The 23,350-nt window shown below is 48.9% G+C and carries 19 protein-coding genes and 2 pseudogenes; 7 read left to right on the top strand and 14 right to left on the bottom strand.

The window, feature by feature from the left end:
* Positions 1 to 4 precede the first annotated feature (4 nt).
* Positions 5 to 1,296: pseudogene (locus tag L1889_RS13945) on the top strand (MFS transporter).
* A gap of 195 nt (positions 1,297 to 1,491) precedes the next feature.
* Here the strand turns inward: L1889_RS13945 and L1889_RS13950 are convergent.
* From L1889_RS13950 to L1889_RS13965, 4 genes are read right to left on the bottom strand one after another with little or no spacing between them, the layout of a single operon-like run.
* Positions 1,492 to 2,112 (bottom strand): N-carbamoylsarcosine amidohydrolase, encoded by a 621-nt coding sequence (locus L1889_RS13950; protein ID WP_238665607.1) that lies wholly within the window; start codon positions 2,110 to 2,112, stop codon positions 1,492 to 1,494.
* On the bottom strand, positions 2,105 to 3,151 hold the full coding sequence (locus L1889_RS13955; protein WP_238665608.1) for a 2,5-dihydroxypyridine 5,6-dioxygenase NicX family protein: 1,047 nt from the start codon (positions 3,149 to 3,151) through the stop codon (positions 2,105 to 2,107). The genes L1889_RS13950 and L1889_RS13955 overlap by 8 nt, the downstream gene beginning before the upstream one ends.
* 57 nt (positions 3,152 to 3,208) lie before the next feature.
* A complete protein-coding gene (locus tag L1889_RS13960; RefSeq protein ID WP_238665609.1) occupies positions 3,209 to 4,033 on the bottom strand; it encodes an alpha/beta fold hydrolase in 825 nt (274 codons plus the stop codon).
* A gap of 46 nt (positions 4,034 to 4,079) precedes the next feature.
* Positions 4,080 to 6,326: a xanthine dehydrogenase family protein molybdopterin-binding subunit gene (locus L1889_RS13965; protein WP_238665610.1), complete on the bottom strand. Its 2,247-nt coding sequence runs from the start codon at positions 6,324 to 6,326 to the stop codon at positions 4,080 to 4,082.
* Positions 6,327 to 6,601: 275 nt separating this feature from the next.
* Between L1889_RS13965 and L1889_RS13970 the strand changes: the two genes are divergently transcribed.
* From L1889_RS13970 to L1889_RS13985, 4 genes and pseudogenes are all read left to right on the top strand, one after another.
* Positions 6,602 to 7,081, top strand: coding sequence for a (2Fe-2S)-binding protein (locus L1889_RS13970; RefSeq protein ID WP_238665611.1), 480 nt, complete (start codon positions 6,602 to 6,604; stop codon positions 7,079 to 7,081).
* On the top strand, positions 7,078 to 8,736 hold the full coding sequence (locus L1889_RS13975; RefSeq protein WP_238665612.1) for a molybdopterin cofactor-binding domain-containing protein: 1,659 nt from the start codon (positions 7,078 to 7,080) through the stop codon (positions 8,734 to 8,736). The genes L1889_RS13970 and L1889_RS13975 overlap by 4 nt, the downstream gene beginning before the upstream one ends.
* Complete coding sequence (locus L1889_RS13980) at positions 8,660 to 9,943, top strand: c-type cytochrome (RefSeq protein ID WP_238665613.1); 1,284 nt, start codon at positions 8,660 to 8,662, stop codon at positions 9,941 to 9,943. Before L1889_RS13975 ends, L1889_RS13980 begins: the two co-directional genes overlap by 77 nt.
* A gap of 316 nt (positions 9,944 to 10,259) precedes the next feature.
* Positions 10,260 to 10,720, top strand: a pseudogene (locus tag L1889_RS13985) (DUF4142 domain-containing protein).
* A 343-nt stretch (positions 10,721 to 11,063) separates the two neighbouring features.
* Here the strand turns inward: L1889_RS13985 and gbcB are convergent.
* The 8 genes from gbcB to L1889_RS14025 form a co-directional block, all read right to left on the bottom strand.
* Positions 11,064 to 12,059 (bottom strand): glycine betaine monooxygenase reductase subunit, encoded by a 996-nt coding sequence (gene gbcB, locus L1889_RS13990; RefSeq protein WP_238665946.1) that lies wholly within the window; start codon positions 12,057 to 12,059, stop codon positions 11,064 to 11,066.
* Positions 12,005 to 12,166 carry a hypothetical protein gene (locus tag L1889_RS13995; protein WP_238665963.1) on the bottom strand — a complete coding sequence of 54 codons (162 nt, stop codon included), beginning with the start codon at positions 12,164 to 12,166 and terminating at the stop codon, positions 12,005 to 12,007. The genes gbcB and L1889_RS13995 overlap by 55 nt, the downstream gene beginning before the upstream one ends.
* Positions 12,167 to 12,248: 82 nt before the next feature.
* Positions 12,249 to 13,262, bottom strand: coding sequence for a glycine betaine/L-proline ABC transporter substrate-binding protein ProX (gene proX / locus L1889_RS14000; RefSeq protein WP_238665614.1), 1,014 nt, complete (start codon positions 13,260 to 13,262; stop codon positions 12,249 to 12,251).
* Positions 13,263 to 13,282: 20 nt separating this feature from the next.
* The gene (proW, locus tag L1889_RS14005; RefSeq protein ID WP_238665615.1) at positions 13,283 to 14,257 is read right to left on the bottom strand and encodes a glycine betaine/L-proline ABC transporter permease ProW; all 975 of its coding nucleotides are present in this window, start codon (positions 14,255 to 14,257) and stop codon (positions 13,283 to 13,285) included.
* Between the two features lie 25 nt (positions 14,258 to 14,282).
* Positions 14,283 to 15,497, bottom strand: a complete 1,215-nt coding sequence (gene proV, locus L1889_RS14010) for a glycine betaine/L-proline ABC transporter ATP-binding protein ProV (RefSeq protein WP_238665616.1) — start codon at positions 15,495 to 15,497, stop codon at positions 14,283 to 14,285.
* 295 nt (positions 15,498 to 15,792) lie between these two features.
* The gene (locus L1889_RS14015; protein ID WP_238665617.1) at positions 15,793 to 17,109 is read right to left on the bottom strand and encodes an NAD(P)/FAD-dependent oxidoreductase; all 1,317 of its coding nucleotides are present in this window, start codon (positions 17,107 to 17,109) and stop codon (positions 15,793 to 15,795) included.
* A complete protein-coding gene (locus L1889_RS14020; protein ID WP_238665618.1) occupies positions 17,110 to 18,552 on the bottom strand; it encodes an aldehyde dehydrogenase family protein in 1,443 nt (480 codons plus the stop codon).
* Positions 18,553 to 18,563: 11 nt separating this feature from the next.
* The gene (locus L1889_RS14025; RefSeq protein WP_238665619.1) at positions 18,564 to 19,757 is read right to left on the bottom strand and encodes an aromatic ring-hydroxylating oxygenase subunit alpha; all 1,194 of its coding nucleotides are present in this window, start codon (positions 19,755 to 19,757) and stop codon (positions 18,564 to 18,566) included.
* Positions 19,758 to 20,178: 421 nt separating this feature from the next.
* Between L1889_RS14025 and L1889_RS14030 the strand changes: the two genes are divergently transcribed.
* Together L1889_RS14030 and L1889_RS14035 are read left to right on the top strand one after the other, a co-directional pair.
* Entirely contained in the window at positions 20,179 to 21,135 is a 957-nt protein-coding gene (locus tag L1889_RS14030) for a LysR substrate-binding domain-containing protein (protein ID WP_238665620.1), read from the top strand.
* A gap of 15 nt (positions 21,136 to 21,150) precedes the next feature.
* Positions 21,151 to 21,531, top strand: a complete 381-nt coding sequence (locus L1889_RS14035) for a DUF488 domain-containing protein (protein WP_238665621.1) — start codon at positions 21,151 to 21,153, stop codon at positions 21,529 to 21,531.
* Positions 21,532 to 21,605: 74 nt separating this feature from the next.
* On the opposite strand, the gene L1889_RS14040 is transcribed toward L1889_RS14035, so the two are convergent.
* Complete coding sequence (locus L1889_RS14040) at positions 21,606 to 22,313, bottom strand: TerC family protein (RefSeq protein WP_238665622.1); 708 nt, start codon at positions 22,311 to 22,313, stop codon at positions 21,606 to 21,608.
* 501 nt (positions 22,314 to 22,814) lie between these two features.
* Positions 22,815 to 23,273: a RidA family protein gene (locus L1889_RS14045; protein WP_238665623.1), complete on the bottom strand. Its 459-nt coding sequence runs from the start codon at positions 23,271 to 23,273 to the stop codon at positions 22,815 to 22,817.
* Between the last annotated feature and the right edge of the window lie 77 nt (positions 23,274 to 23,350).

Raw genomic sequence — 23,350 nt, forward strand, 5'->3', positions numbered from 1 at the left:
TGCCATACCTACTATAGGGAGTGATAAAAATCATGATTTATACAAAAAAATCACGTGGCGACTTATTCCTTTTCTATGCTTTTGTTATTTAGCTGCTTACCTCGATAGAATCAACGTAGGCTTTGCCAAGCTACAAATGATGGAAGACTTGCAGTTCAGCACCACAGCCTATGGCTTGGGTGCTGGGCTGTTTTTCGTGGGCTATATCCTTTTCGAAGTTCCTAGCAATCTGGCCCTCGAAAAAGTAGGCGCTCGCATGTGGATTGCACGCATCATGATCACGTGGGGCATTTTGTCCGGCCTGACCATGTTCGTAACGTCTACGACCCAATTCTATACGCTGCGATTTTTTCTAGGCGCAGCAGAGGCTGGCTTTTTACCCGGCGTACTTTATTACCTGACAATGTGGTTTCCCACTTATAGACGAGGCAAGATCATTGCCTTGTTCATGATTGGTTTGCCGCTATCCAGTGTTATAGGGGGTCCTCTTTCCGGCTGGATCATGAACAGCTTTGATCAGCTCCATGGCTTGCGTGGCTGGCAGTGGTTGTTTTTGCTTGAGTCCATACCTAGCGTGTTGCTGGGGATACTCACATTTTGGGCGCTTCCCAACAACCACACCAAAGCCAAGTGGTTAAGCACCGAAGAAAAAGCATTGCTTCAGAAAGATCTGGATCTGGACAATGCCGAAGGAAAAGACAGCAAACACTCTTTTAAAGATGGATTTTTCAACCTCAAAGTATGGATGCTGGGTAGTGTGGATTTCTCCATATTGCTAGGCGCTTATGCCATCGGCTTCTGGATGCCTACTTTCATCCGCAATGCGGGGGTAATTGATACCTTTAACATAGGTTTGCTTACTGCTATCCCCAGTATTGCGGGCGTCATTTGCATGCTGGCTCTGGGAGCAAGTTCGGATAAACATCGTGAACGCCGATGGCATTTATCCATTCCCTTAACTGTTGGGGCCATTGCCTTAGTACTAAGCACTTTTGTGTCCACCAATCTAGTGCTGACAGTGCTGACATTTACCATTGCATCTGGGGCCCTCATCGGAGCATGTCCGGTTTTTTCAGCTTGCCTGCTACCTTTCTAAAAGGCACCGCTGCTGCCACGGGCTTTGCCCTGGCATGTTCAGTAGCGAACATTGCCGGCCTGGTCAGTAACTCCTTAATCGGATGGACCACGGATCTGACGGGTACAGCGGACGCTGCATTGTGGTTCTTTGCAGCATGCTTGATATTTAACGCCGTGCTCGTTATGGTGGCTTTCCCTGCCAAGCTGGTTAACCGCTAAAACAACTGACTCGCAGTTTTCATTACCGCCAAGTTGCCGCCACACGGTAACTTGGCGGTTTTTTGTGGGTAACGGCGTTATAAACTCAATACCGGTTAGTCTCCAGACGCCTATCCTGAGCAGAGACAAACAAAAAAGCGGTGCTTTCATATTATTGATATTGAAAGCACCGCTTTTAACTGCTTCGCTACGCTTTTACAATCCCAACAACGTCATGGCCTCTTCACGATCCACGACCGTCGCGTACTTTTGCTTCATGTCATAGAGATTAGCGTCATGAGGCCCAATAGCACGATCCCCCACGCAGTCTGACACGACCAGCGGACGAAAGCCCAGCTGCATGGCATCCACCACCGAAGAGCGCACACAACCACTTGTAACTGCTCCTGCAACCAGCAACGTCTGTACGCCGCGCTGCGTTAACCATGCCGCCAGCGACGTACCGTAAAAAGCAGAAGGCACTGTTTTACGCACCACCAATTCACCGTCCACCGGAGTCAGTTCAGGCACTATATGACTATCCGGGTTGTCTTCCAGCAAGGTGAGCATGCTGGGAACTTTAATGCTGAATATATTGTTATCTGCTCCGTCATCGGCAAACACAATTCGGGTATGCGCCACAGGCCAGCCCTGCTCACGTGCTGTTTTCAGCAGCTTCTGAGTCTGCTCGATCGCCTCAGGGATATTGCCCCCGCCAAAAACAGCAGGATTCGCAAAACCATTCACCAAATCGATAATCAACAAGCCGTATGGCGCCTTGGGCTCAAGCTGAGCGCCAAAGCCTTGCTGTTGATAAATCGCGTCGTCCTTACTCATTTGTCTCTCCGTCCAGTACCTTTCCATTGCGCACGACATCGACGCCATCTAGGCGTACAGTGCAATGACGCAGCGGGATATCAATGTGGCAAGCCGTGGTTCGTGTGCCGCCAGCTTCGTTGTTGGGCCCAAGCGAGAACAGGAAATTGCCTTCAAAGGCCCGCGCATCCATCCCGATGGTGTTCTCGCGATCGTACAGCCCTAATGTGGACCAATGCGCACGCGGCTGCAGTCCCCAACCAATATGAGAAATTGCATAGCCTTCCGGATCATTAAACGTTTTCATGTATTCGTCTAATAACTGCGCATCTATGCCGCCTTCGATTTTCGTGGCATAACCGTTTTCAACAGTCAGCGTAATCGGTTCAGCCACATATTTTTTCTGCGGCAGTAGAATATCGCCTTTATCAATCACGATACGACCCGTCGCCCCGCCTTCATTGGGCCACGTCAAGGTGAAACCGCTCGGCCAATGATCCCAGCGGCCGGGTTCATCAACGTAGCCGTATTCGCTAATGGCCGGAAACTCGCCCAACGGGCAACGCAAATCGGTTCCTGCTTTGGACACGATATGCATTTCACGCGCCTTCGAAATGAGAGCTGAAGCAGCCTTCACACGAGTGCGATCCGCCTCGATAGGAATGGTGCGTACCAAAATTTCCGGTGGCTCAACAGCTAGCAGAATCTTGGTGCCGCTGTCCAGTATTTCCCCTTGCTCAGGCGAAAACAGCAACGTCATCAGGTCAAGCACCAAGTCGCTGGCTTTCAAGGCAGCAATCGCCGCCTTGTTTCCCGTTAACGGCGTCGTACCCAAATAAGCGAGCGAATCACGACTTAAGGCCTTCTCTGCATTAACCGGTGGTAAATCCAGACGATTTACAATGGCCCCCTTAGACTGCGCTGCGATTAATGCACATGCCAAGGTTTGCGGATGTGTAGAAGTGCTGGTCAAGACCGTTACCGTCTGACCTGCCTCTAGCTTTGATAAGGTTAAAACTTTTTGCCACGCTTCAATAAGCTGATAATCACTAACTGCCATATTGTTCCCCAAAAAATTTAGGCGATGTGCCAGTGGCCTACCGCCCGTGTAATGGATTTACGCTATCGAGACACCCAGGAACTCGCCGAAGGCCTCGTAGAAGCCTGCTTCGTTATCCCAAGGAATCATATGGCCCGCATCCTTCACCTGAGTCACGACAAGGCCAGGAATCAGCCCCGCAATTTCTTCTGTATCTTCTGGACGCACCACATCCCCACGCTCAGCCGTCATCAACATGACTGGCACTTTGATGCGTGGAAAATCAGCATGCACATCGTCATTCTGGAAGTCATTGAAACTTTGGATAATGGCACTCTCGTTACACGTATGTAACCACTGCGCACGAAGCTGTAGCTGCTCTTCTGTCCAGGTAGGGCAAAAAGCACGCATTGCCTCTGCATCGCAGCCTTTGCGTGCTAGCGCCATTGAGTCTACATACCAAGGTAATTTAGCGGGATAAGCACGGCGACCAGGCCCGGAGACGGGCGGGTCAACCATGACCAAGCCCTCCAGGCCTGCAGGCTGAGAACTGGCAGCTCGCGCACCAATACGACCACCCATTGAGTGTCCCACCAAAATGTAGCGCTCAAGGCCTAACGCCTCAGCTAATGCCACTACGTCGGCAGCCTGAGCATCCAAGCCATAATCAATGCCATCGGCAGCCTCACTGAGACCGCGGCCACGCACATCAATAACGTAGGTATCAAACTGGGCGCCAAACTGCTCGCCCACAAAGCCCCAAGTCACCGCAGGGCTGGTAATGCCGGGAATGATGATGACAGCCGGACGGCTGGCTCGCTCGCCCTCCACACCCCCATAGCGCAAATAATGCTGACGTATTCCATTGGCTGACACATTTGCGCCATATAGATAGTGACTCATTTTATCTCCTTGAATTGACATATTCCGTACATGTAACCACTGCTTTTCAGGGCGTATTTAACGCCGTCTTTATGACTTGAGGTGTGAACGGCGCCTGATAAAAACGTATTCCGCATGCGTCAAACAGCGCATTGGCTACCGCAGAAGCACATGGCACCGACGCTGATTCGCCCGCCCCCATGGGAGGCTCGTGTTGACGATCCATCAACACGACATCAATAGGCGGTATTTTTGTGAAATCGATAATTTTGTATGCGCCCCATTCCGCTTCAACAGCACCGGCGCCGTCAAAATTGACTTGCTCGTAGAGGGCACGGCTTAAAGCCTGAATAACATTGCCATGAAGCTGGTGCGTAACCCCCGCCGGATTCACCATCTGACCTGTATCCTGTCCCACGACAACCCGATTGATCCTTATCTCACCCGAAGCAACATTCACACTCAACTCCAGAATCCAGGCCGACCACGCTGCTCCAAAACCCGGAAATTTGGAGTGTATATATCGGGCATAAGCTACGCCGCTACCATGTAACCAACCGTCAGAATCAGCCACTCCACGCGTACCACTTGCCCTGGAGGCCCACCCTGCTTTCTTTGCCACGGCGATTAGCAAATCTTGCGCACGGCTGTCGGAGCTTAGGTTTTTCACTCGAAAATCAACCGGATCCTCCCTTGCCTCAAAGGCAAGCTCATCGATAAAGCAATCATGCGCAAACGAATTAGGTAACGCTGAGACCCCGCGCAACCATGAGGCGCGCACTATAGGAGCCATATCGTTGCACACAATTTTCTGACTGGGATAATCGTAGGGAGGAACTGCAGTACGATCCCCCATTTGCAGCGTACGCGGCGTTGCTGGTGCCTTCCCTGTTAAAAACAACGCCAACAGCGGCGCGTCATTAGATGGGTAATGGGTACTGAAGCTGTAATGACGCAGGCTCCCGCTCTCATCCACTGAGCCCTCTACGTCCATCAACTGTGCGGCCCCCTTGGGCTCCCAACCGTGTTCCTGCTCACGACTTAGCTGCACTCGTACAGGTACGCCTGCAAATTGCGACAGCAGCAGTGCATCGGCACATACATCGTCGGCGCAATTACGGCCGTAGCAACCCGAGGCTTCATGGCGGATAATCTCGATCTGTCCCTCATCCCTGTCACTTAGCTCACTAAGGTGAACGCGCAACATATGAGGATTCTGTGTACCCGACCAAAGCCTTATCTGCTCTGCTCCGTAGTCGGCGACTGCGCACGAAGGCCCAATAGAGGCATGCAACTGATAGGGCCAGATATAGGTTCTGCGTAGAAGGCTTTTTGCATTAGCTAAAGTAGCGACATCGGCACTTGTGTCGAGCAAAACGCGCTCGCTTAGCGTTTGACTGCGCACGGCTGATTCCACATCACTTAAATCCTCAAGTGCTGGCACAGGCTTCCACGTGACTTTAAGCTTATGCATAGCCTTGATAGCATGCTCTTCACGTCGCGCAACGACCCCCACGAAATCTCCACGTACACACACTTTGATATCCGGATCAATATGCCGGATAGAGCTTTCATCGACGCTAGCCAGACTATGTCCGATAAATGCCCCGCTATCGCGCCCTACATAAGGTGGACGTATCACACGCCCATGCCACATTCCCTCAACACGCACGTCGTGAACGTATGTAAACTGCCCCAATGCTTTTGCGGGGATATCAACTCGTGGCTGGGATTGCCCTACAATTCTCAACGCGTCGGGCGCTTTGGTCTGCACACTGTCATCAAGATATACTCTGATTTTCGTGCCACGCAATAATGACCAGTAGTCAGTGCACTTCCCACATGGAGAATGTATTTCGCCATTGCGCACGGTTAATTGCTTAACATCACTGGCCCACAGATCTGCTGCCAAACCTAACAATAGATGCCGGGCCTGCGCCGCTGCCTTGCGCAGCGGCTGCGCAGAAATCTGAATAGATGCACTGGCGATCGTTGGGCCCTGGTTAGGTGAAGCATCGGTGTGGCCCAGAACCATACTGACATCGCTCATCGCAATATCCAGCTCATCGGCGACAATCTGGGCCAAGGCAGTCTGGATGCCGGTGCCCAGATCCACATGTCCATTAAAAGCCCTCACCCACCCCTGCTCGGAAACCGCAATAAATACATCGTCATAACTCTGTAAATAGTGCGACACCACCCCTGGCTGACCTGTTGCAGGAGCGGGGGGCAATGCCGGAGCACGTAAAATCAATAACGTACCCGATGCATCTAATAATAGTTGTTGTTCGGTGCGGGGATCCGAATACATCATGGGCGTGTTTCCGAGTTAAGTACAAACTAAACATAGAAGGCAATATTAAGTGTACACGCTATATAAATTTTATTAAAGTTTAATATCCAGCTAAACGGGAGCGACATAAAAACCAGCCAGATATCAGTAAAAACCCTAATATAGCAATGAAAAAATGAGAATGTACACTGAAAACCCAAAGAAGAAAAACGGCTGTATTTACGTTTCCTTGTAGCATTGCCCAGAAATTTAAAGTGTGTAGACTTATTATACTCTTCTTCAATTGAAGCATTAAAATGACCACCACAATACCACGTCAATTTTCACTGTCGGTGAATAATGAATTACATGAGATTACGGTCGAAGCCGATACCCCGCTGCTCTATGTACTCCGCAATGACTTAGGCTTAAATGGGCCCAAATTCGGATGCGGTTTGGGCGAGTGTGGCTCCTGTACGGTCTTGGTTGACGGGGTAGCGGCGCGTTCGTGCGTGATTCCCATCCAAATAATTGAAAATCGTTCGGTAACGACCCTGGAAGGCTTAAGCGTAGACGGCCAGCCAAATCCAGTACAGCAAGCTTTCATCGACAACCAGGCTGCACAATGTGGTTATTGTTTAAATGGCATGATTATGACCGTACAGGCTTTGCTGTTGCGCAACCCCTCCCCCACTGAAACCCAGATTCGCAACGAACTACGCCACAATCTTTGTCGCTGTGGTACCCATGTGGAAATCATGGCTGCGGCCACTGCTGCTGCAAACATACCAAAATGACTTTTGATCTCATTTCTCGCCACGCCGGCACATTTCCAGCTTCAACGCTCACTCCTTCCAGCCGTGATCTGTCGCCCCCTTCGGAAAGCCATCTATTGCATGGAGTCTCGCTACGTCCTCCGAACTGGGAAAATGAGATTCAAGCTCAGCGCACCCCTCAACTCCTGGCAGTGGATAGCTCCAGAGCACTATTGGTGCCCGGTGTAGTAACTTGCGTTATAAAAGGTGGCTTCGTAGGCATCGTAGCCGCTCAGCGCCATCAGGCCATGCAGGCTCGCGGGCTGCTGAATGCCAGCTGGGCGACCCCCGTGCCCAGCGAGGCCACGACTCTGCCCAGTCAGGGCGGCCAGATGCCAGCGCCGGCTGCGCCAAGCCCACAAATCCAATACAGCTGGAATAACATTGAGACAGACCTCAGTCCAGACTGGGCAGTGGCCTGGCACCATGAGCACCAGCTAACCATCTGGACTTCCACTCAACGAGCTGAGGCGCTAAAGGCTGAACTCGCGGCGCTGTTGAAAGTGGATGCACAACACATCCACGTCATACCTCATGGTGGCACCAAACAGGCCGGTTTTGATACCGCTGTAGAAGCAGCTCTTTTAGCCTGGGATCTGCATAGGCCTGTACGAGTACAGGCAGAGTATGTTCCAGCGCCATTGGCGGTGACGATTTATCCGCAGGCCCTCTCCGACAACGGTAAAGAACCATATCAGCCGCAATGGGCCATTAATGCAGTTTCTCCGAATCGTCCTTCTATCGCTGCGTCGCTGTCGGGGCTCATAGATTCGCTTCCTCGCGGCTTAAGCCTGCAAACCGACTACGTTTCTCAACCTGCGGCCGCTTTACAGCAATATACCGTCGCTGACCCTTATAGCTATACCGCAGCAACTGTTTTTGCCCAAGAGTCCTATTTCGATGAATACTGCAAGGCCCAGGAACTGGATCCCCTGCAAACCCGAATTGATAAAATCAAAAGCGAACGGGGGCAAGAACTTCTCAAGCAAGTCGCTAGACAGGCCGACTGGGATCAATCCGGGGCACCGGCTGACCCAACAAAGCAAAGTGGCCGGGGGATCGCCTATAGCCACGTCATCGACCATGACCACAACCCGCCTAAGGAAACATGGTCAGCCTGGGCGGTAGAGTTAAACGTAGACCCGCAAAGCGGTGAATTATCGGTGAGCAAGCTCACTGTAGGGCACGAAGCAACAAACTTAGACCATGCCGCTGCCTTTAGTCCAACTCAGGAAGCCCTGAAAGATGAACTTGGCCGTTGGTCCCAGTTATTGTTGGGTCAGGCAAAGCAAGGGGGAAGCAAGGCAGCCCCATCAGCGGCCTCATCTGCTGTAACAATGCCAGAAGTTAATTTGGTGAATCAGTCGCACGCCCTGGATCAGCCCATAGCCTGGAGCCCCGGAGCCGAGCTGCCCGCCGCCGCCGCCATTGCTAACGCCATCTACAACGCCACGGGCTTACGCATCAGGCAAACCCCATTCACCCTGCCCACCTTGCTGCTGGACAACGAGACCAACAAAAAACCGAAAAAAATTTCGCCGCAAAACATGGCTGGGTGGATTGGCCGCTGCGGTAACCGGTGCGTTTGTCGTTGCTTCGCCCTGGCGTACCAGTATCCCGCCCGTGGCCAACATTGACACCTCGATCTTCTCTGTAGGCGCCATTGAACGCGGACGCCTCGTTGCGCTCACCGGCGATTGCATGGTGTGCCATACCCAGGAAGGAGGCAAAACGAATGCGGGTGGATTGGGCCTGGAAACGCCTTTTGGCACAGTTTTCACGACCAACATTACGCCGGACAAGGAAACGGGAATCGGCACATGGTCATACAAAGCATTTGAACGTGCGATGCGTGAGGGGATTCACCAGGATGGCACTCATCTATACCCAGCCTTCCCTTACACCTCTTATGCGAAAATATCAGATGAAGATTTACAGTCGCTCTACGCTTATTTGATGACCCAGCCCGCCGTATCACAGCCCAATGTAGAAACGCGACTATCGTTCCCCATGAATGTACGGCCCCTGCTGGCGGGCTGGAACACCTTGTTTCACCGGGATCGGCAAGCCTACACTCCTGATGATGCCCAAAGCACTCTCTGGAATAGAGGGGCCTACTTGGTAAACAGCAGTGGTCACTGCACCGCCTGCCATACACCTCGAAATGCCCTGGGCGCAGAAAAGTCCGGGAAGAATCAGTTCTTAGCTGGCGGATTTGCCGATAACTGGGAAGCGCCCGCCCTGACCGATTTATCGTCAGCACCTATTCCCTGGACTGAAGCAGAACTATTTCAGTACCTGCGAACGGGCTATTCTCCGCTGCACGGCACGGCTGCAGGTCCGATGGGGCCTGTAGTGACAGGATTAGCTCAGCTCCCCGAGGGGGATGTTCGGGCAATGGCGCACTATTTGGCAAGCCTAAACCCTGAAGCCAAGGCCTCAGAAGCGACTCATGGCGCCTTGGCAGCCAGCCTGGAAGCCCGTAGTCAGGCTGATGCCGATACCATGCTGATGCCGGGCGAAAACCTGTTCAATGGCGCGTGCGCTGTATGCCATGACTCCCGGTCAGGTCCCGTCCTCTTTGGTGCCAGGCCATCACTGGCGTTGAATACCAATTTACACAGTGACCAGCCGGATAATGTCATTCAGGTGTTGATGCATGGCATTAGCCGCCCCGCACTCGCTAATCTAAGTACGATGCCAGCTTTCAAACACAGCATGAACGACACACAGCTTGAGTCTTTGGTTCATTACATGCGCAAACGCTTCGCTCCTGACAAAGCAGCATGGAACAACGTTTCCGGAAAAATCGCGACCATCAGAAAACAAGCCGGGCACCCCTGAGCAATTCGGCAGAAGACACACCTCCCTCTTCAGGCGTAGTGATCTCGAACACTACACCTGACCTCACAGCTCGGCGGACGAGAAATCAGGCATGCAGGAGCGATACTTGCTTGCATAGTTTTATGCGCCTATTGGCGCGTCCGCTAAATACTGAGGAGTAATTATGAAAACCCTTTACACCAAGCTTGCTTTCGCAATCGGATCTGTACTGCTTAGCCTGGGCTCATATGCCCAGACAACTCAAGATGGCACTCTTACTCAGCAACCACAACCGGCACGCCCTGACGCGCAGCAAACCATGCCTCCGGCTAACGATATGAATCAGGAATCCCAGCTCAGCTCTGAAGACCAGAGTTTTCTCGAGAAAGCCGTGCATGGCAGTTACGCCGAAATCGAGGGAAGTCAGCTAGCGGTGGAAAAGTCTGAAAGTCAGGATGTGAAAGAATTCGCCCAGACAATGATTACCGACCATAATAAAATGGTCGAAGACGCGACTTCGCTCGCAGCCAGCAAAGGCATGACACCCCCGATCAGCCCTCTGTTATACAGCGCACTGAAATAACGGCGTTAAAGGCGCTGTCAGGCGGTCCCTTCGACACCATGTACGTGAATCGCATTGGAGTCGCTGCGCACGAGAAGACCGTTGAGCTGTTTGAGGAAGCCAGCCAGAACGCGCAAGATCCTGACGTAAAGGCCTTGGCCACAGAAGCCCTGCCCAAGCTGCGGGAACACCTTCAGATGGCCCAAGCGCTGGATGCGAAGCAGAAACGAGAGTAAGCTGAATCGATAAGCTTCGGGCCTATCTCGATTCATGGCAGCGTCTAATGCCACTGTCAATATGCGGTAATGTGCTTAAGCCCCGAGCAGGTACTCAGTTTGGCTCCAAAACAAGCTCTTGCAGTTTTATGCTGCAAGAGCTTTATGCGTTATTGGGGGCGTAGTAACACCCACGTGGACATTGATGCTCGCACCCCTTTGTGGGAAGGAGGAAATCTGATCGGAGCTTATGCCTACCACACTTCCGAAATCACCAAAGCCAACCCTAGAAATCTTTGTTTAGTGGCACAGCATAACGTTTTATCAAGCTAGAGAAGACAGAATCAAAAATTAATTTGACAGGTCACGATACTTCAAGCAGCACGTCACTACGAGCAAATGAACAACAACTTAAAAGGTACCCATCGGCAATTTCTTCCTCGCTGATTCCTCCGTTATGCTTCATTTCAATCTCCCCCTCGATTTTTTTAACTTTACAGGCACCGCATACACCCACTCCACAAGCTTTGGGCACACCAACTCCTGCTTTTAAGGTAGCCACATGGAGCGCTTGCTCTGAGTCCAGGTAAGACACGGTGTCAATCCCAGAAAAGCGTACAGCAAATCCTTTTGACTCTGTCTCGTCCTTTTGTTTTTCAAACTCATCCAAACGATGAGTAATTTGATCACTTACTCCCTCAGGTGTTTCTCCAAATGATTCTTCATGGTAGTTTTCCATAGGAAAACCAAGGCCTTGTAAGATATAGCGTACTGCTTTCATAAATGGGGTAGGCCCACAGCAATATACCTGTCTGTCCAGTACGTCTGGAGCCATCAACTTAAGCATTTCAACGTTTAGTAGCCCCCTATAGCCACTCCACACATCACCACTTTCTATTTTTTCGCAAACAATATTTAGTTGAAAATTTGTTAATCGCGTGGTCATCCACTCCAACTGATGTTTAAAAATAATATCGCGAGGAGTTCGAACACAACTGACGAAAACAGTATCAACATCCGCATTGGTATCAAACCACCACCGTGCCATTGACGCGATGGGAGTGATACCTACACCACCAGCCAATAGCAACGCTTTCTCGGCGGGCTTATCGATACAATTAAATCGCCCTGCCGGACCATGCACTACAATCTGGTCCCCCTCATTCAGGTTGTCATGCAACCAATTAGAAACCACACCTCCTGGTGCACGTTTTACCGTTATATTGAAGTTATAAGGTAACGAAGGAGCAGAGGAAATCGTATAACTGCGCATCACCTTTTCCCCTTCGATTTCCAACTCCAGCGTTACAAACTGACCGGGCTTAAAAAGAATAACGTGGGCTGCTCGGCTTCGAAACAAAAGCTGAGTACATCCCAGGTTTCCCGTACGATTTTCGCGCAACGCAAGACATGGCGCCCGTTTCCCCAGGCCTGAGTCGTAAAAGGATGCAGTGCTGAACTTTCCATACCCCACCTACCTTATTATCATTTACGGCCCCATTCATCCAACGATCGAACCGAGTCCGCAATATTCGCTACTTATTTGCCTTTACTTTGCGGCCTGTTTTGCGTCAGCGATCCATTGATCCCATTTTTGCTGGTTAGCCTGAATCCACCCTTGTACATGACGGCCTATATCTGATTCGGAGCGCTCACCCTGATGCATCCGGTAATTTTGTGCATTGATGTCATTGCCAGGAATAAAGACAGATTCAAAGAATTTTGCAGCGCTAGGGTTTGCCTCCACAAACTGCTTATTTGCTACCACATGCTGTGTATTAGCAGTAAAGCCGTAGTTTTTTCCATTTGGCATAGCAGTATCGACACCCTGCTCTTCGGGTAGCGAAGAGAACGGTACCTCTAGCCAAATCACGTCTCGTTCAGGTACCAGCGCTGCACTAACGTAATTTGGAATCCACGTGTAGTACAAAACAGGAAGGCCTTGCTCATATCGACGGAAAACTTCTGTCATTAATGCTTCATACGACCCCTGATTATGAGTCACCAGACCTTTTAGCCCATAAGCATCCAAATGATGCTCAATGACCCGCTCACAGGGCCAGCCTGGCGTACAGCCGGTCAGATCAGCCGTACCATCGCCATTGGTATCAAATAAAGCAGCAATTTCAGGGTCTTTTAATTGCCCAATATTACTAATGCCGTATTTATCAGCTGTAGCTTTATCAATCAAATAACCCTGCAATCCATAGCGCGATAACTCACCTGCACGAGAAAGCTTTGCATCTGCCCCGGCATTTTCGTAAAAGAAATTATGCTGCGGCTTCCAATGCACAGCCATAAAGGTGGCGTCACCGTTTGCTACTGCTACGTGTGCAGTTGCATATTCAAGCTCGGCTTTAGGCTGTACTTGGTAGCCAAGCTCACGTAAACCTTCCATTACCAGTTCCGTTTGAAAAGACTCTACATCCTGAGAGCTTTGAACTGGAATAACCGTTACCCCCTTTCCTGGTAATGCTTGTGCATAAGCAGTAGAAAGTACGACGGATGCTGCCAAAGCCACCACCGTACCCGCATTGCCTTTTGAGCATATTCGTTTCAGCATAATCGTCTCCTGTTTATTGTTTACTTCTTTTTAATCAAAGCTTGCGTCATTCTGTCCAAAACGACTGCAAGCAAAACAATGCCTACCCCTCCTACGGCGGCTAGGCCCATATCTAAACGTCCAATGCCTCTCAAGACCATTTGCCCTAATCCTCCGACCGCAATCATCGAACCAATCACCACCATAGAGAGTGCCAGCATCAGAGACTGATTAACTCCGGCCATAATTGTTGGACTGGCAAGGGGTAACTGCACCTTAAATAGCATTTGCATAGGCGCAGCACCAAAAGAATGTGAGGCTTCTATCAAGTCTGGATTAACCTGCCGAATCCCCAGGTTTGTCAGCCGTACCAAAGGTGGCAATGCAAAAACAATCGTTACAACCACGCCTGGCACATTACCAATACCAAACAACATTACTATCGGAACCAAATATACAAATGCAGGTGTCGTCTGCATCGCATCAAGAATTGGGCGAGATATACGTTCTACATGATCGCTTTTGGCAGTAAGAATACCTAGCGGTAAACCAATAACAATGCAAAAAAACAAGGATGTTAAAACTAAGGACAATGTCACCATTGCCTCATCCCAAGCTCCAATCGCTCCAATAGAAACTAAAGCAAGCAATGAGCCTATCGCCATTTTCGTTTTTCCAAGCCGCCACCCGAGTAATACAACGAATAACAGCATTACTGGTTGAGGCACCCAGAGAAGCCCCATTTCTATACCTTTCAAAATATAGTCTACGGGCGCTCTAACCAGCTGAAATGTTGGACGAAAATGCGTCACCACCCAAGAAAGCATGGCGACGACATAGTCACCAAGCGGAATCAAAGCCTCATCAAAGGGCCGTAACCAATTAAATGCATTTTCAACTTCTACATGCTCAACAGCATTTAAAAAACCATTACTACTTTCTTCAAAACCACTTGACATGGATCCCCATTGTTGGGCTAAGTCATTATCTTTCTCTGGTGTATTTTGATTTTCCATTGCGTTGCCTCCTTTTTAATTGTTTTTATATCGCTTCAGCGTCGCGATTGCTGAGCAGCTTAAAAACGTCCGACTGCCGCACGACTCCTTTTAAGCTTCCATTGGCATCTATAATCGGTAATTCGTGGCTACAGGACGCCAGAACGCCAAACAGTTTTGAAACTACCGTTTTTTCAGCAACCGCCTTACTATCTAGAACGAATGCATCCGACACGGTTGCAAACTCTGAGTGGGCTAAAGCCGCGTGCACACTGGAGCGGGAAACCAAGCCACGATATTTACCTTCTGGACACACCACATATAAAGCCAGCTCATCCTCTAGCTCGTGCTCTATTTCTTTCACTGACTCTAGCGGGTCTATGCTTACGAGTCGTTTTACCTCGCTTGCAACATCTGCTGCGCTCAGCACTTTAGTCATGTTTACTGTTTTAAAAAAAGACCGTACATAATCATTAACGGGATTTTTTATAATTTCTTCTGGTGTTCCTACCTGCACCAAACTTCCATTTTGCATAATGGCAATTCGATCACCAATTTTTACAGCCTCCTCAATGTCGTGGGAAATAAAGACAATGGTCCGCCTATCCTTTTCCTGTAAACGAAGCAGCTCATCTTGCATTTCGGCTCGGATTAAAGGATCTAAGGCAGAGAATGCCTCATCCATCAGTAAAATTGATGGATTATTAGTCAGGGCACGTGCCAACCCTACCCTTTGTTGCATTCCGCCAGATAGTTCATGTGGATACTTGCCCTCCCACGCTTCTAATCCAACTCGTTTCAATGCATCCCGAGCCTGCTCTTCCCTCTCTTCTTTGCTGACACCTGCCAGCTCCAGACCAAAACCCACATTTTTTAGTACGTTCATATGTGGCATCAAAGAAAAAGACTGAAACACCATGCTTATATGCTTACGTCTAAACTCACGCAGCTCTACATCGTTCATGGCTAAAATATCAACGCCTTTGAAATAAACATTGCCTGCCGTGGGTTCAATTAATCGATTTAGCAATCGCGCTAATGTTGATTTACCCGAACCAGAGAGTCCCATTACGACAAAAATCTCTTTCTCATAAATAGAAAGAGAAACATCGTTGACGGCTAATGTGCATCCAGTTCGAGCAAGTATTTCGTCTTTATCTTCATCGTTCGAGATGATTTCCATAGCTTGCTGTGGTTGAGCTCCAAAAACCTTATATAGATTTTTTACAACCAAAGCCTCAGGCTGGTGAACAGCTTCCATTTTTGTCTCCTACCTTTTATATAGATCATTTTTATTATTGATCTATGTCAAATACTTATGATTCATTATTAAAAAAAATATGTGTCGCAACAAACGATTTAAAAGCTTAGATTATTGATAAAAACTCATAACTCTAGCAGTTTGAGTCATCTGGTTTTTTCATCCAAACATCTCACACCCCCTAAATAGTGGTAAACACCAGGTGGTTACTCCATAAAAAAGACCCCATAAAAATGGAGTCTTGAATACTCTGCATTTTTGCACCACAAATTCAGTCGCCTTGACTGTAAAACGTTTACAGCTCTCCCTGACTTTGCCTCGCTGCCAGAAAAATTCGACTACGAGCCCCCCAAGCTGACAATGGCTCGGGCGGGTTAAGGCTTGGCATACCAGTCACAGCCTGAATATCAGCTAATAAATCAGAATTTTTCCCACAAGCCAGATCGGCAAGCAAACGACCCGAAATCGTTCCCCAAGTCACCCCTACTCCATTATCACAGGCTGATGCGTACACATTTGGGGCAAGCTGCCCAAAGAAGTTAGTGAAATTACGAGAAATTGCATATGTTCCTCCCCAGGTGTACTCGAATGGCACATGACCGAATTGTGGATAACGCCGTAAGAATGACTGTGCATGCGAACGAGCTATTTTGTCGCGCTCAGACTGTGAAATGCTTTTGCCATAACGAGGAGCATAACGATAGGTATTACGCACAATGATGCGCTTATCTGCCGTCATCCGCAGGGTAGTTCCTGCGTGGTCTGCAGGTGTCAACCCCCAGTTATACTGCCCGGTAAAAGTCGCTTGCTCGGCCTCGTTCAATGGACGAGTTAAACTCGCAAAAGTGGCAATAGGTAATAAGCGATTTTTCAGAAAACCAAATTCACGAGTATAAATACTAGTAGTGAAAATAAGTTTATCGGTCAGTACCTTGGCTTTAGCGGTACGCAGAAAACAGCCCTTCGTTGGCTCCTGCCCCCATTCTAAGACGGGTGAGTTCTCAAATAACCGTACATTTTCAGGTAAGTGTCTAGCTAAGCCTCTGACTAAAGCAGCCGGTTGCATCAAGTAGCCGCCGGGCGTATAGATGGCCTCCCTGTAATACGATGTGCCCAATACCGAATCAAGCTGTTCGCCTTTAACCCATTCGTACGGCTCGCCCAGCTGATCCATAAGGTTTGCGAAGTGACTCAGAAATACCTGCCCCCGTTCACCTACTGCACCTTGATATTTACCAGCGGCGCTCCAGTAGCAATCTATCTTAAATTGCTTCACTAACAGATCTAATTGCTCAATTGCAGAACGATTTAATCTAAGTAAGCGTTGTTTAAACTGCTTATCCGGATTTTCAAGCGCAAACTTATGCGGCAGGTCTATTGCAAAGCCTGAGTTTCGACCAGAGGCCCCTTCCCCGACAGATTGCGCATCGATAAGAATTACGACTGCTTCAGGATGATTCAACGCCAACTGACGAGCGGCGGACAAGCCCGCAAAGCCTGCGCCGACTACAGCAAAATCCGCCTTGATATCCTGCGTTAATTCAAGGGGAGGAGACGGTTCCGGTAAAATACGATACCAGCCTGAACTTGCATCATCACATGGTAAATTCATTTATTGTCCCTTCAGGCTGATAGCGATATTTTTTGTACGAACATAGCTATACAGAGCCTCTTGCCCTTTCTCTCTGCCATACCCGGAAAGCCCCACCCCACCAAACGGGGTTTCGATTCCTCCCGCATACCACTCGTTGACAAATATCTGCCCACTTCGCAACTGTTGCGTAAACCTCATTGCTCGCCGCAGATCATTGGTAAACACGCCTGCAACCAGCCCGTAGTCAGTGCCATTTGCAATCGCTATGGCTTCCTCATCGGTATCAAAGGGCATAATGCACAACACAGGCCCAAAGACTTCTTCTTGTGCAATAGTCATAGAAGGTGATACGTCTGCAAATACCGTAGGCTGCACATAAAAACCTTCGACCTCAGACTCAATACCTCCTCCGACAACCAGCCGTGCCCCTTCTTCTTGAGCCAACTTACACATCTCACCTATTTGTTGCTGCTGGCGCGCTGAAATCACAGGCGTGATATCGGCGCCTGAAAAGCCGTCGCCGCGCGTTAGCCCTTTAACCATCGTACTTACCGCCTCAATAACCTGAGCATAAATACTACGGTGTACCAAGAGTCGAGATAATGCTGAACATACCTGGCCAGAATTTAAAAAGATGCCGCTTTTAATATTGACCAGCAGATCATGTATATCAGCATCTTCTAAAACAACGCCCGCCGATTTCCCTCCCAGCTCCATCACACAGGGTGTCGCCCAATGAGCAGCAGCCTGCATAATACGGCGGCCGGTAGGCACTGACCCAGTAAAAACAATCTGATTAGTCTTGGGACTACTGACTAAAAAACCCCCAACCTCAGAGCCTAACCCACATAACAGCTGAGCTGCACCCTTTGGTAACCCAGCCTTTTCCAGCGCTTCAAATAAAACACACAGTCCCAGCGGCGACAGCTCTGGAGACTTAACGATACAAGCATTACCTGCAGCCAAAGCTGGTGCCAAAGAACGTGCACAAATTGAAACTGGAAAATTCCAAGGGACAATCTGTACCGAAACTCCTATTGCTTCATAAACGGTGTAATCCACATAGTCATCACCCAGTGGGATAGACACACCTTCAATTTTGTCAGCCATGCCCGCGTAATACTCAAAGTAACGGGCAGCTTCTACAAATTCATCATGGGCATCGCTGTAACGTTTACCATTTTCCAAACACAGTATTTTTGCACCATATTCTGCAATCTTGCGAATCTCGCTGGCGACACGCAACAAGAGGCATACACGGTCCGCAGGACGCCCCTTGCTTAACCTACGTTCTGCAATACAGCGCTGCGCGCCGTCTAATGCCTGTGTGGCCTGCTCTGTTGTGGCCTGTGCCACCGTGGCTATCTGAGTTCCTGTTGCCGGGTTAAAAATGGGCAGCTGCTGGTCGCTGCCCACCCATTGACCATTAATGAAGTTTGACCATTGTGCGGGCATTTGCATCTCATGACTCCTTAAGCGTTTTCCATTGCACCCAAATAGCGTCTGGCGTTCCACTTATGGAAATAATGAGTCGGTTGATCAAGCTCTGGCGAGAAAGCCCCACCTTGGTAAGCAGGAGAGTTGCGACCTACCTGCATGCCTTCAACGGCACCAATGTCCTCTGCAAAAACCACACACCAAGAATTTAATACTTCTGCTCGATTTTGCTTATACTTTGGCGCATTTGCACTCTCTTCCCCGACGTAAAATAAGCGTAAATGCTCTGTGGTCTCTGTTGCGTTTAGGGGTTCCAGTATCATCGCAAAAGCGTGATCTGCTTGGATGCCTAGCAAGACATTTGGAAATAGGGCAATGTACTCGGCATGGCGTAATTTGTCTTGGGGCCAAGCCTCCAAAACAGGCAATGACGTACCTGCAACCTCGGCTAAGTTATATACATAACTCCCTTGGCCAGCAAAGTTATCTGCAAACAAAATATTATAGTGATCCTCGAGGCGGGAATAACTATTTAGCGCAGGATGCACCCATGGCAAATGGTAAGCTTCACAGTAATTATCCACCGCAAGTTTCCAATTGCACTTGACGCTCAGCTGATGCTTACAGTCATCAGCCTCAACCCAAGCGTTCATGCTTTCAGGCCCCAGGAACTCTGACCAGCGCTCGGTTAATGGCGCAATTGAATCCGTAAATTCAGGAGCATTTCCGCTGAGATTCACAAAAACCATACCAAACCAAACATGGCTGCGGATTTCTCTCAACCCATTGTTTTCACAATTAAATCTTTCATCCGTATGTTTATCCACACCACCAATATGCGGTGTTCCCTTTAACTCTCCGTCCAAATTATAAGACCAGGCATGGTAAGGACAGACCATCACGCCATGATTTTTCCCTTCTTCATGGACTAACTTCATCCCTCGATGACTGCATACATTATGAAACACCTTAATTTGATCATTTTTATCGCGCACAATGACCAAGGGTAACTCCATAAAATCAAGTGGTTTTACATAACCAGATTCTTTTAAATCACTTAAAAAAGAAACGGCTGCCCACTCTTTACTCAATACATTATCGCGTTCAAAACGGAATGCCGTTTCATCTGTATAAAAAGGGTTGGAGAGGCCTCGCGAATGTTCTATTGGCTCGAGCACACGCTCCAAGTGTAGTTTGATCATTTCTTTATTTTTTAAAAAATGACTCATTGATTTGTCTCCTGATTGATAGTTTTTAGTCGTCTTGCCTTGAGGCTGTTACGGCATAATCCTATTATCAGAAGTTAAAATCATCGCTACAAACGATTTTATTTCTCTTATTGATCATGATTTCTCATAACTCGGCTTTAACTTAAAACTTTAAAGTCACAACGCATTGATGAGTTTTACTGACGAATTGATCATAAAAAATCCCTTGCTTAATCCTCTGAGCCGACTCAATAATCAGGGATCCATAAAAATATAAAATCAATAATCAGGGAATGGTTATGTGCGTAGAAAACTACGGTAGACGCACAACAGGAGGCCCAGGAGTAAAGCGAGAGGACCAGGTATTAATTACAGATAATGTGGCCTGAAGTACTTAGCACTTACCCCTTTGATTCACGACTATTATAAAAAAGTTATCCCTATGAAACTCAATCCACTGCCACCCTTTAAGGCACTGTTATCGTTTGAAGCCACAGCACGGCTGGCGAGCTTCACACGTGCAGCCAATGAACTGCACGTCACACAAGGAGCTATCAGTCGTCAGATTGCTCTTCTGGAGGAATTTTTATCCACCACTTTGCTTGACCGGACGACTCGAAGTGTTAACTTGACTAAGACGGGCGAAGAATATTTAGTAGCAGTACAAAAATCCTTGCAACCGTTAGTTCAGGCCACGGCTGAAATCACACATTGGAAAGGTAAACAACAAGTAACGATTGCCACCAGCACTGCTCTAGCGTCTATGTGGCTTATACCGCGTATATCCGACTTTAATGCTCTCTACCCTGATATAGAATTACGTATCGTGGCGCATGACAATCCCCTGGAGACCCAATTACACGATTACGACCTAGCTATTTATTATTTCAGGACACCGCCCTTACAGGGGCAAAGCACCCCATTACACTCTGAGGAGATAGTTCCGGTGTGCTCACCTGGCTATATAGAGCAGCACGGACCTATCAATAGTCTTGAAGACTTGGCAAACCACACCTGGCTCCACCTTGACGAGTCGTTAACTCATTGGATCACTTGGGACGATTGGTTCAGCAAACAAAACCTGACTCCACTGCGGCCAAAACGACGCATCAACATCAACAACTATTCTATGGTTATACAAGCCGCACTCAGTGGCCAAGGTATCGCATTAGGGTGGAAAAACCTGATTGATTCATACTTGCAGTCAAAATCCCTACTGCCGGTCATCAATCAAACCTTATGCACCAGTTATAAATTCTATATTGTTGAGCGCGACGACGAATTGGTGCGGCATAAAAACATCCAGCCCCTGCGTGATTGGCTAATCAGCCAAATTGACTCTAGCGAAAAAGAGTTTAGTGCTGCCACTTACGCTTCTCCACATCACTCAAACCTCTAAATAAGGGGCCCCGTCATGCCTTACGATATTCAACTGCAGCAAATACACGAAGTTATCCAGCGCCAAACGAAAAATGTCTCGTATGTGCTTACTGATCGCTTATGGCCGCGAGGCATTAGCAAGGCCGATCTAGGTACCATTATTTGGTACAAAGATGCTGGCCCAGCACCCGCCTTGCGTAAAGGCTTGCACGACGGCAGCTTAAGCGCCGAGATGTTCGAACAAGCCTATAAAAAGCAGCTACTTGAGACTCCCGAGACGTTGGAACCTTTACTCAAGCAAGCCCGGCAGGGCGACTTATGCCTTCTGACCGCCACTCATAACCCAAACACCTCTTATTTAGTCGTGTTGCTTGATGCATTATTAAAAAAGCTAGAAGCCAAAGCCTCAAAATAAAACCTGCTCTGAGTGGACCGCCATAGATCCAGCGGCAATCGTTGGTAGACTGCGCTGCCCTGCCTAACAGCTATTTATACACTCACCATGGCCGCCCGCTTCCGCTGTGCAAACCAACGGCCCAGCAACACAATAAACAGGGCTCCAACTGCTTCGACAGCCAATTTCAGGACACCTGAAGGTTCACCGAACCGCTCGACAATGACAATGTCAGTGATCAGCATTCCGCCGGCAATCCAGCCCAACAAGGCCGCACCGAATGTGATGACACTGGGGAAGCGATCGATTAGCTTCAATACCAAGGTACTTCCCCAGATAATGATGGGCACACTAATCACCAAGCCAAACACGACCAGGCCTATTTGATGCTCCGGGTTTGCCCCCTGCGCTGCCCCCGCAATGGCGATGACGTTATCAAGGCTCATCACGAAATCTGCCACGATAATCGTTTTAACCGCGGACATGATCGATGTACTGCCATTAATATTGCCATGTCCATCCCCGTCAGGAATCAGGAGCTTAACTCCGATCCACACCAGCAATAAGGCGCCCACAATCTTCAGGAACGGGATACTCAGCAATGTCAAAGCAAAAGCAATTAGCACCACACGCAGGCCGATTGCACCAGCTGTACCCCACAAGATGCCTTGCATGCGTTGCTTGCGCGGCAAATTACGGCACGCAAGCGCAATGACCACAGCGTTATCGCCACCCAGCAAAATGTCGATCAGAATGATCTGAAAGACTGCCGCCCAGCTCAGTGTCTGTAAAAATTCAAGCATAAGTCACCCTTTAAATAACAAAGTAAAAAAGACGAAGGGAAACGAATCAGGCCGAGCGCAATGGCCCCCTTGCTTGAATGACACGGCATGTAGACAAAGTGAGCACCAGACAACGCAAAAAAGGCCTGTTCCGTCAGGACACAGGCCACAGCTATCGCTGGAGTATAGACCTTGCCCTTAATGGCAAGGTCTCGCTTGCAACATGGTATGTTGCTCGGGCACCGGGCGCTTGCAAAGCGTTGCAAGACAGCCGTAATGACGATGCTACGAAGAAAAGCTACTCCCCTTGATGTGCATAAGTATATTCGCACGACAAGCAAAGTCAAGCTCGTCAACGCTCTTAAAAGAGTGCAACAGGGGCGGCGAACAAATGCCAGGTTCAGCCACCCCACTTACAAAAACGTAAAGAAAGACGCCTGTTTAACGAACCTTGCCGTGCTTTAAAATCAACCTAGCATCAAGCCAAGAAAGAAATGATGCTAGCTAAATACACTTACTCAGCTACTGCTTTTCCACTGTGCCTTTCAGCTCCAATTCCACTAAGCCTGACTGGGGCAAGGTGCGCACACCTATAGAGGTTCTGGCATGATTACCTAAGTCATCTCCCAATACCTCCAGTAATAGTTCAGAAGCCGCATTCATCGCTTGAGCATGCAAAGTAAAGCCATCCGCACCCATGATATAGCCATTTAATTTTACTAAGCGTATCTGCTCACCTTCACTAAGAGCTTCCGCTGCTACGCTAATTAACCGCAGAGCAGCAACACGCGCAGCGGCTTGTATCTTTTCAATGTCAGAATCATCAGCTGGTCCTTGAATCATCTCGTCATCGGTGCGAGAGACCTGGCCACTCAAATAAAGCTGATCACCTATTCTTCGATAAGGCGCGTAGCGGCCCCCTGCAGTCACTACGGGTAATGTTAATCCCAGCTGCTTGCAACGCTGTTTAATATAATTCACTGCTTTCTCCCAATTACCAGCCTAAGGCATAGCCTTCTCGACGAGCATCAGCGGCTCCTTCAAAACAACCGCTTTGT

Source organism: Paenalcaligenes niemegkensis (assembly GCF_022230885.1).
Classification (GTDB): Bacteria; Pseudomonadota; Gammaproteobacteria; order Burkholderiales; family Burkholderiaceae_B; genus Paenalcaligenes; species Paenalcaligenes niemegkensis.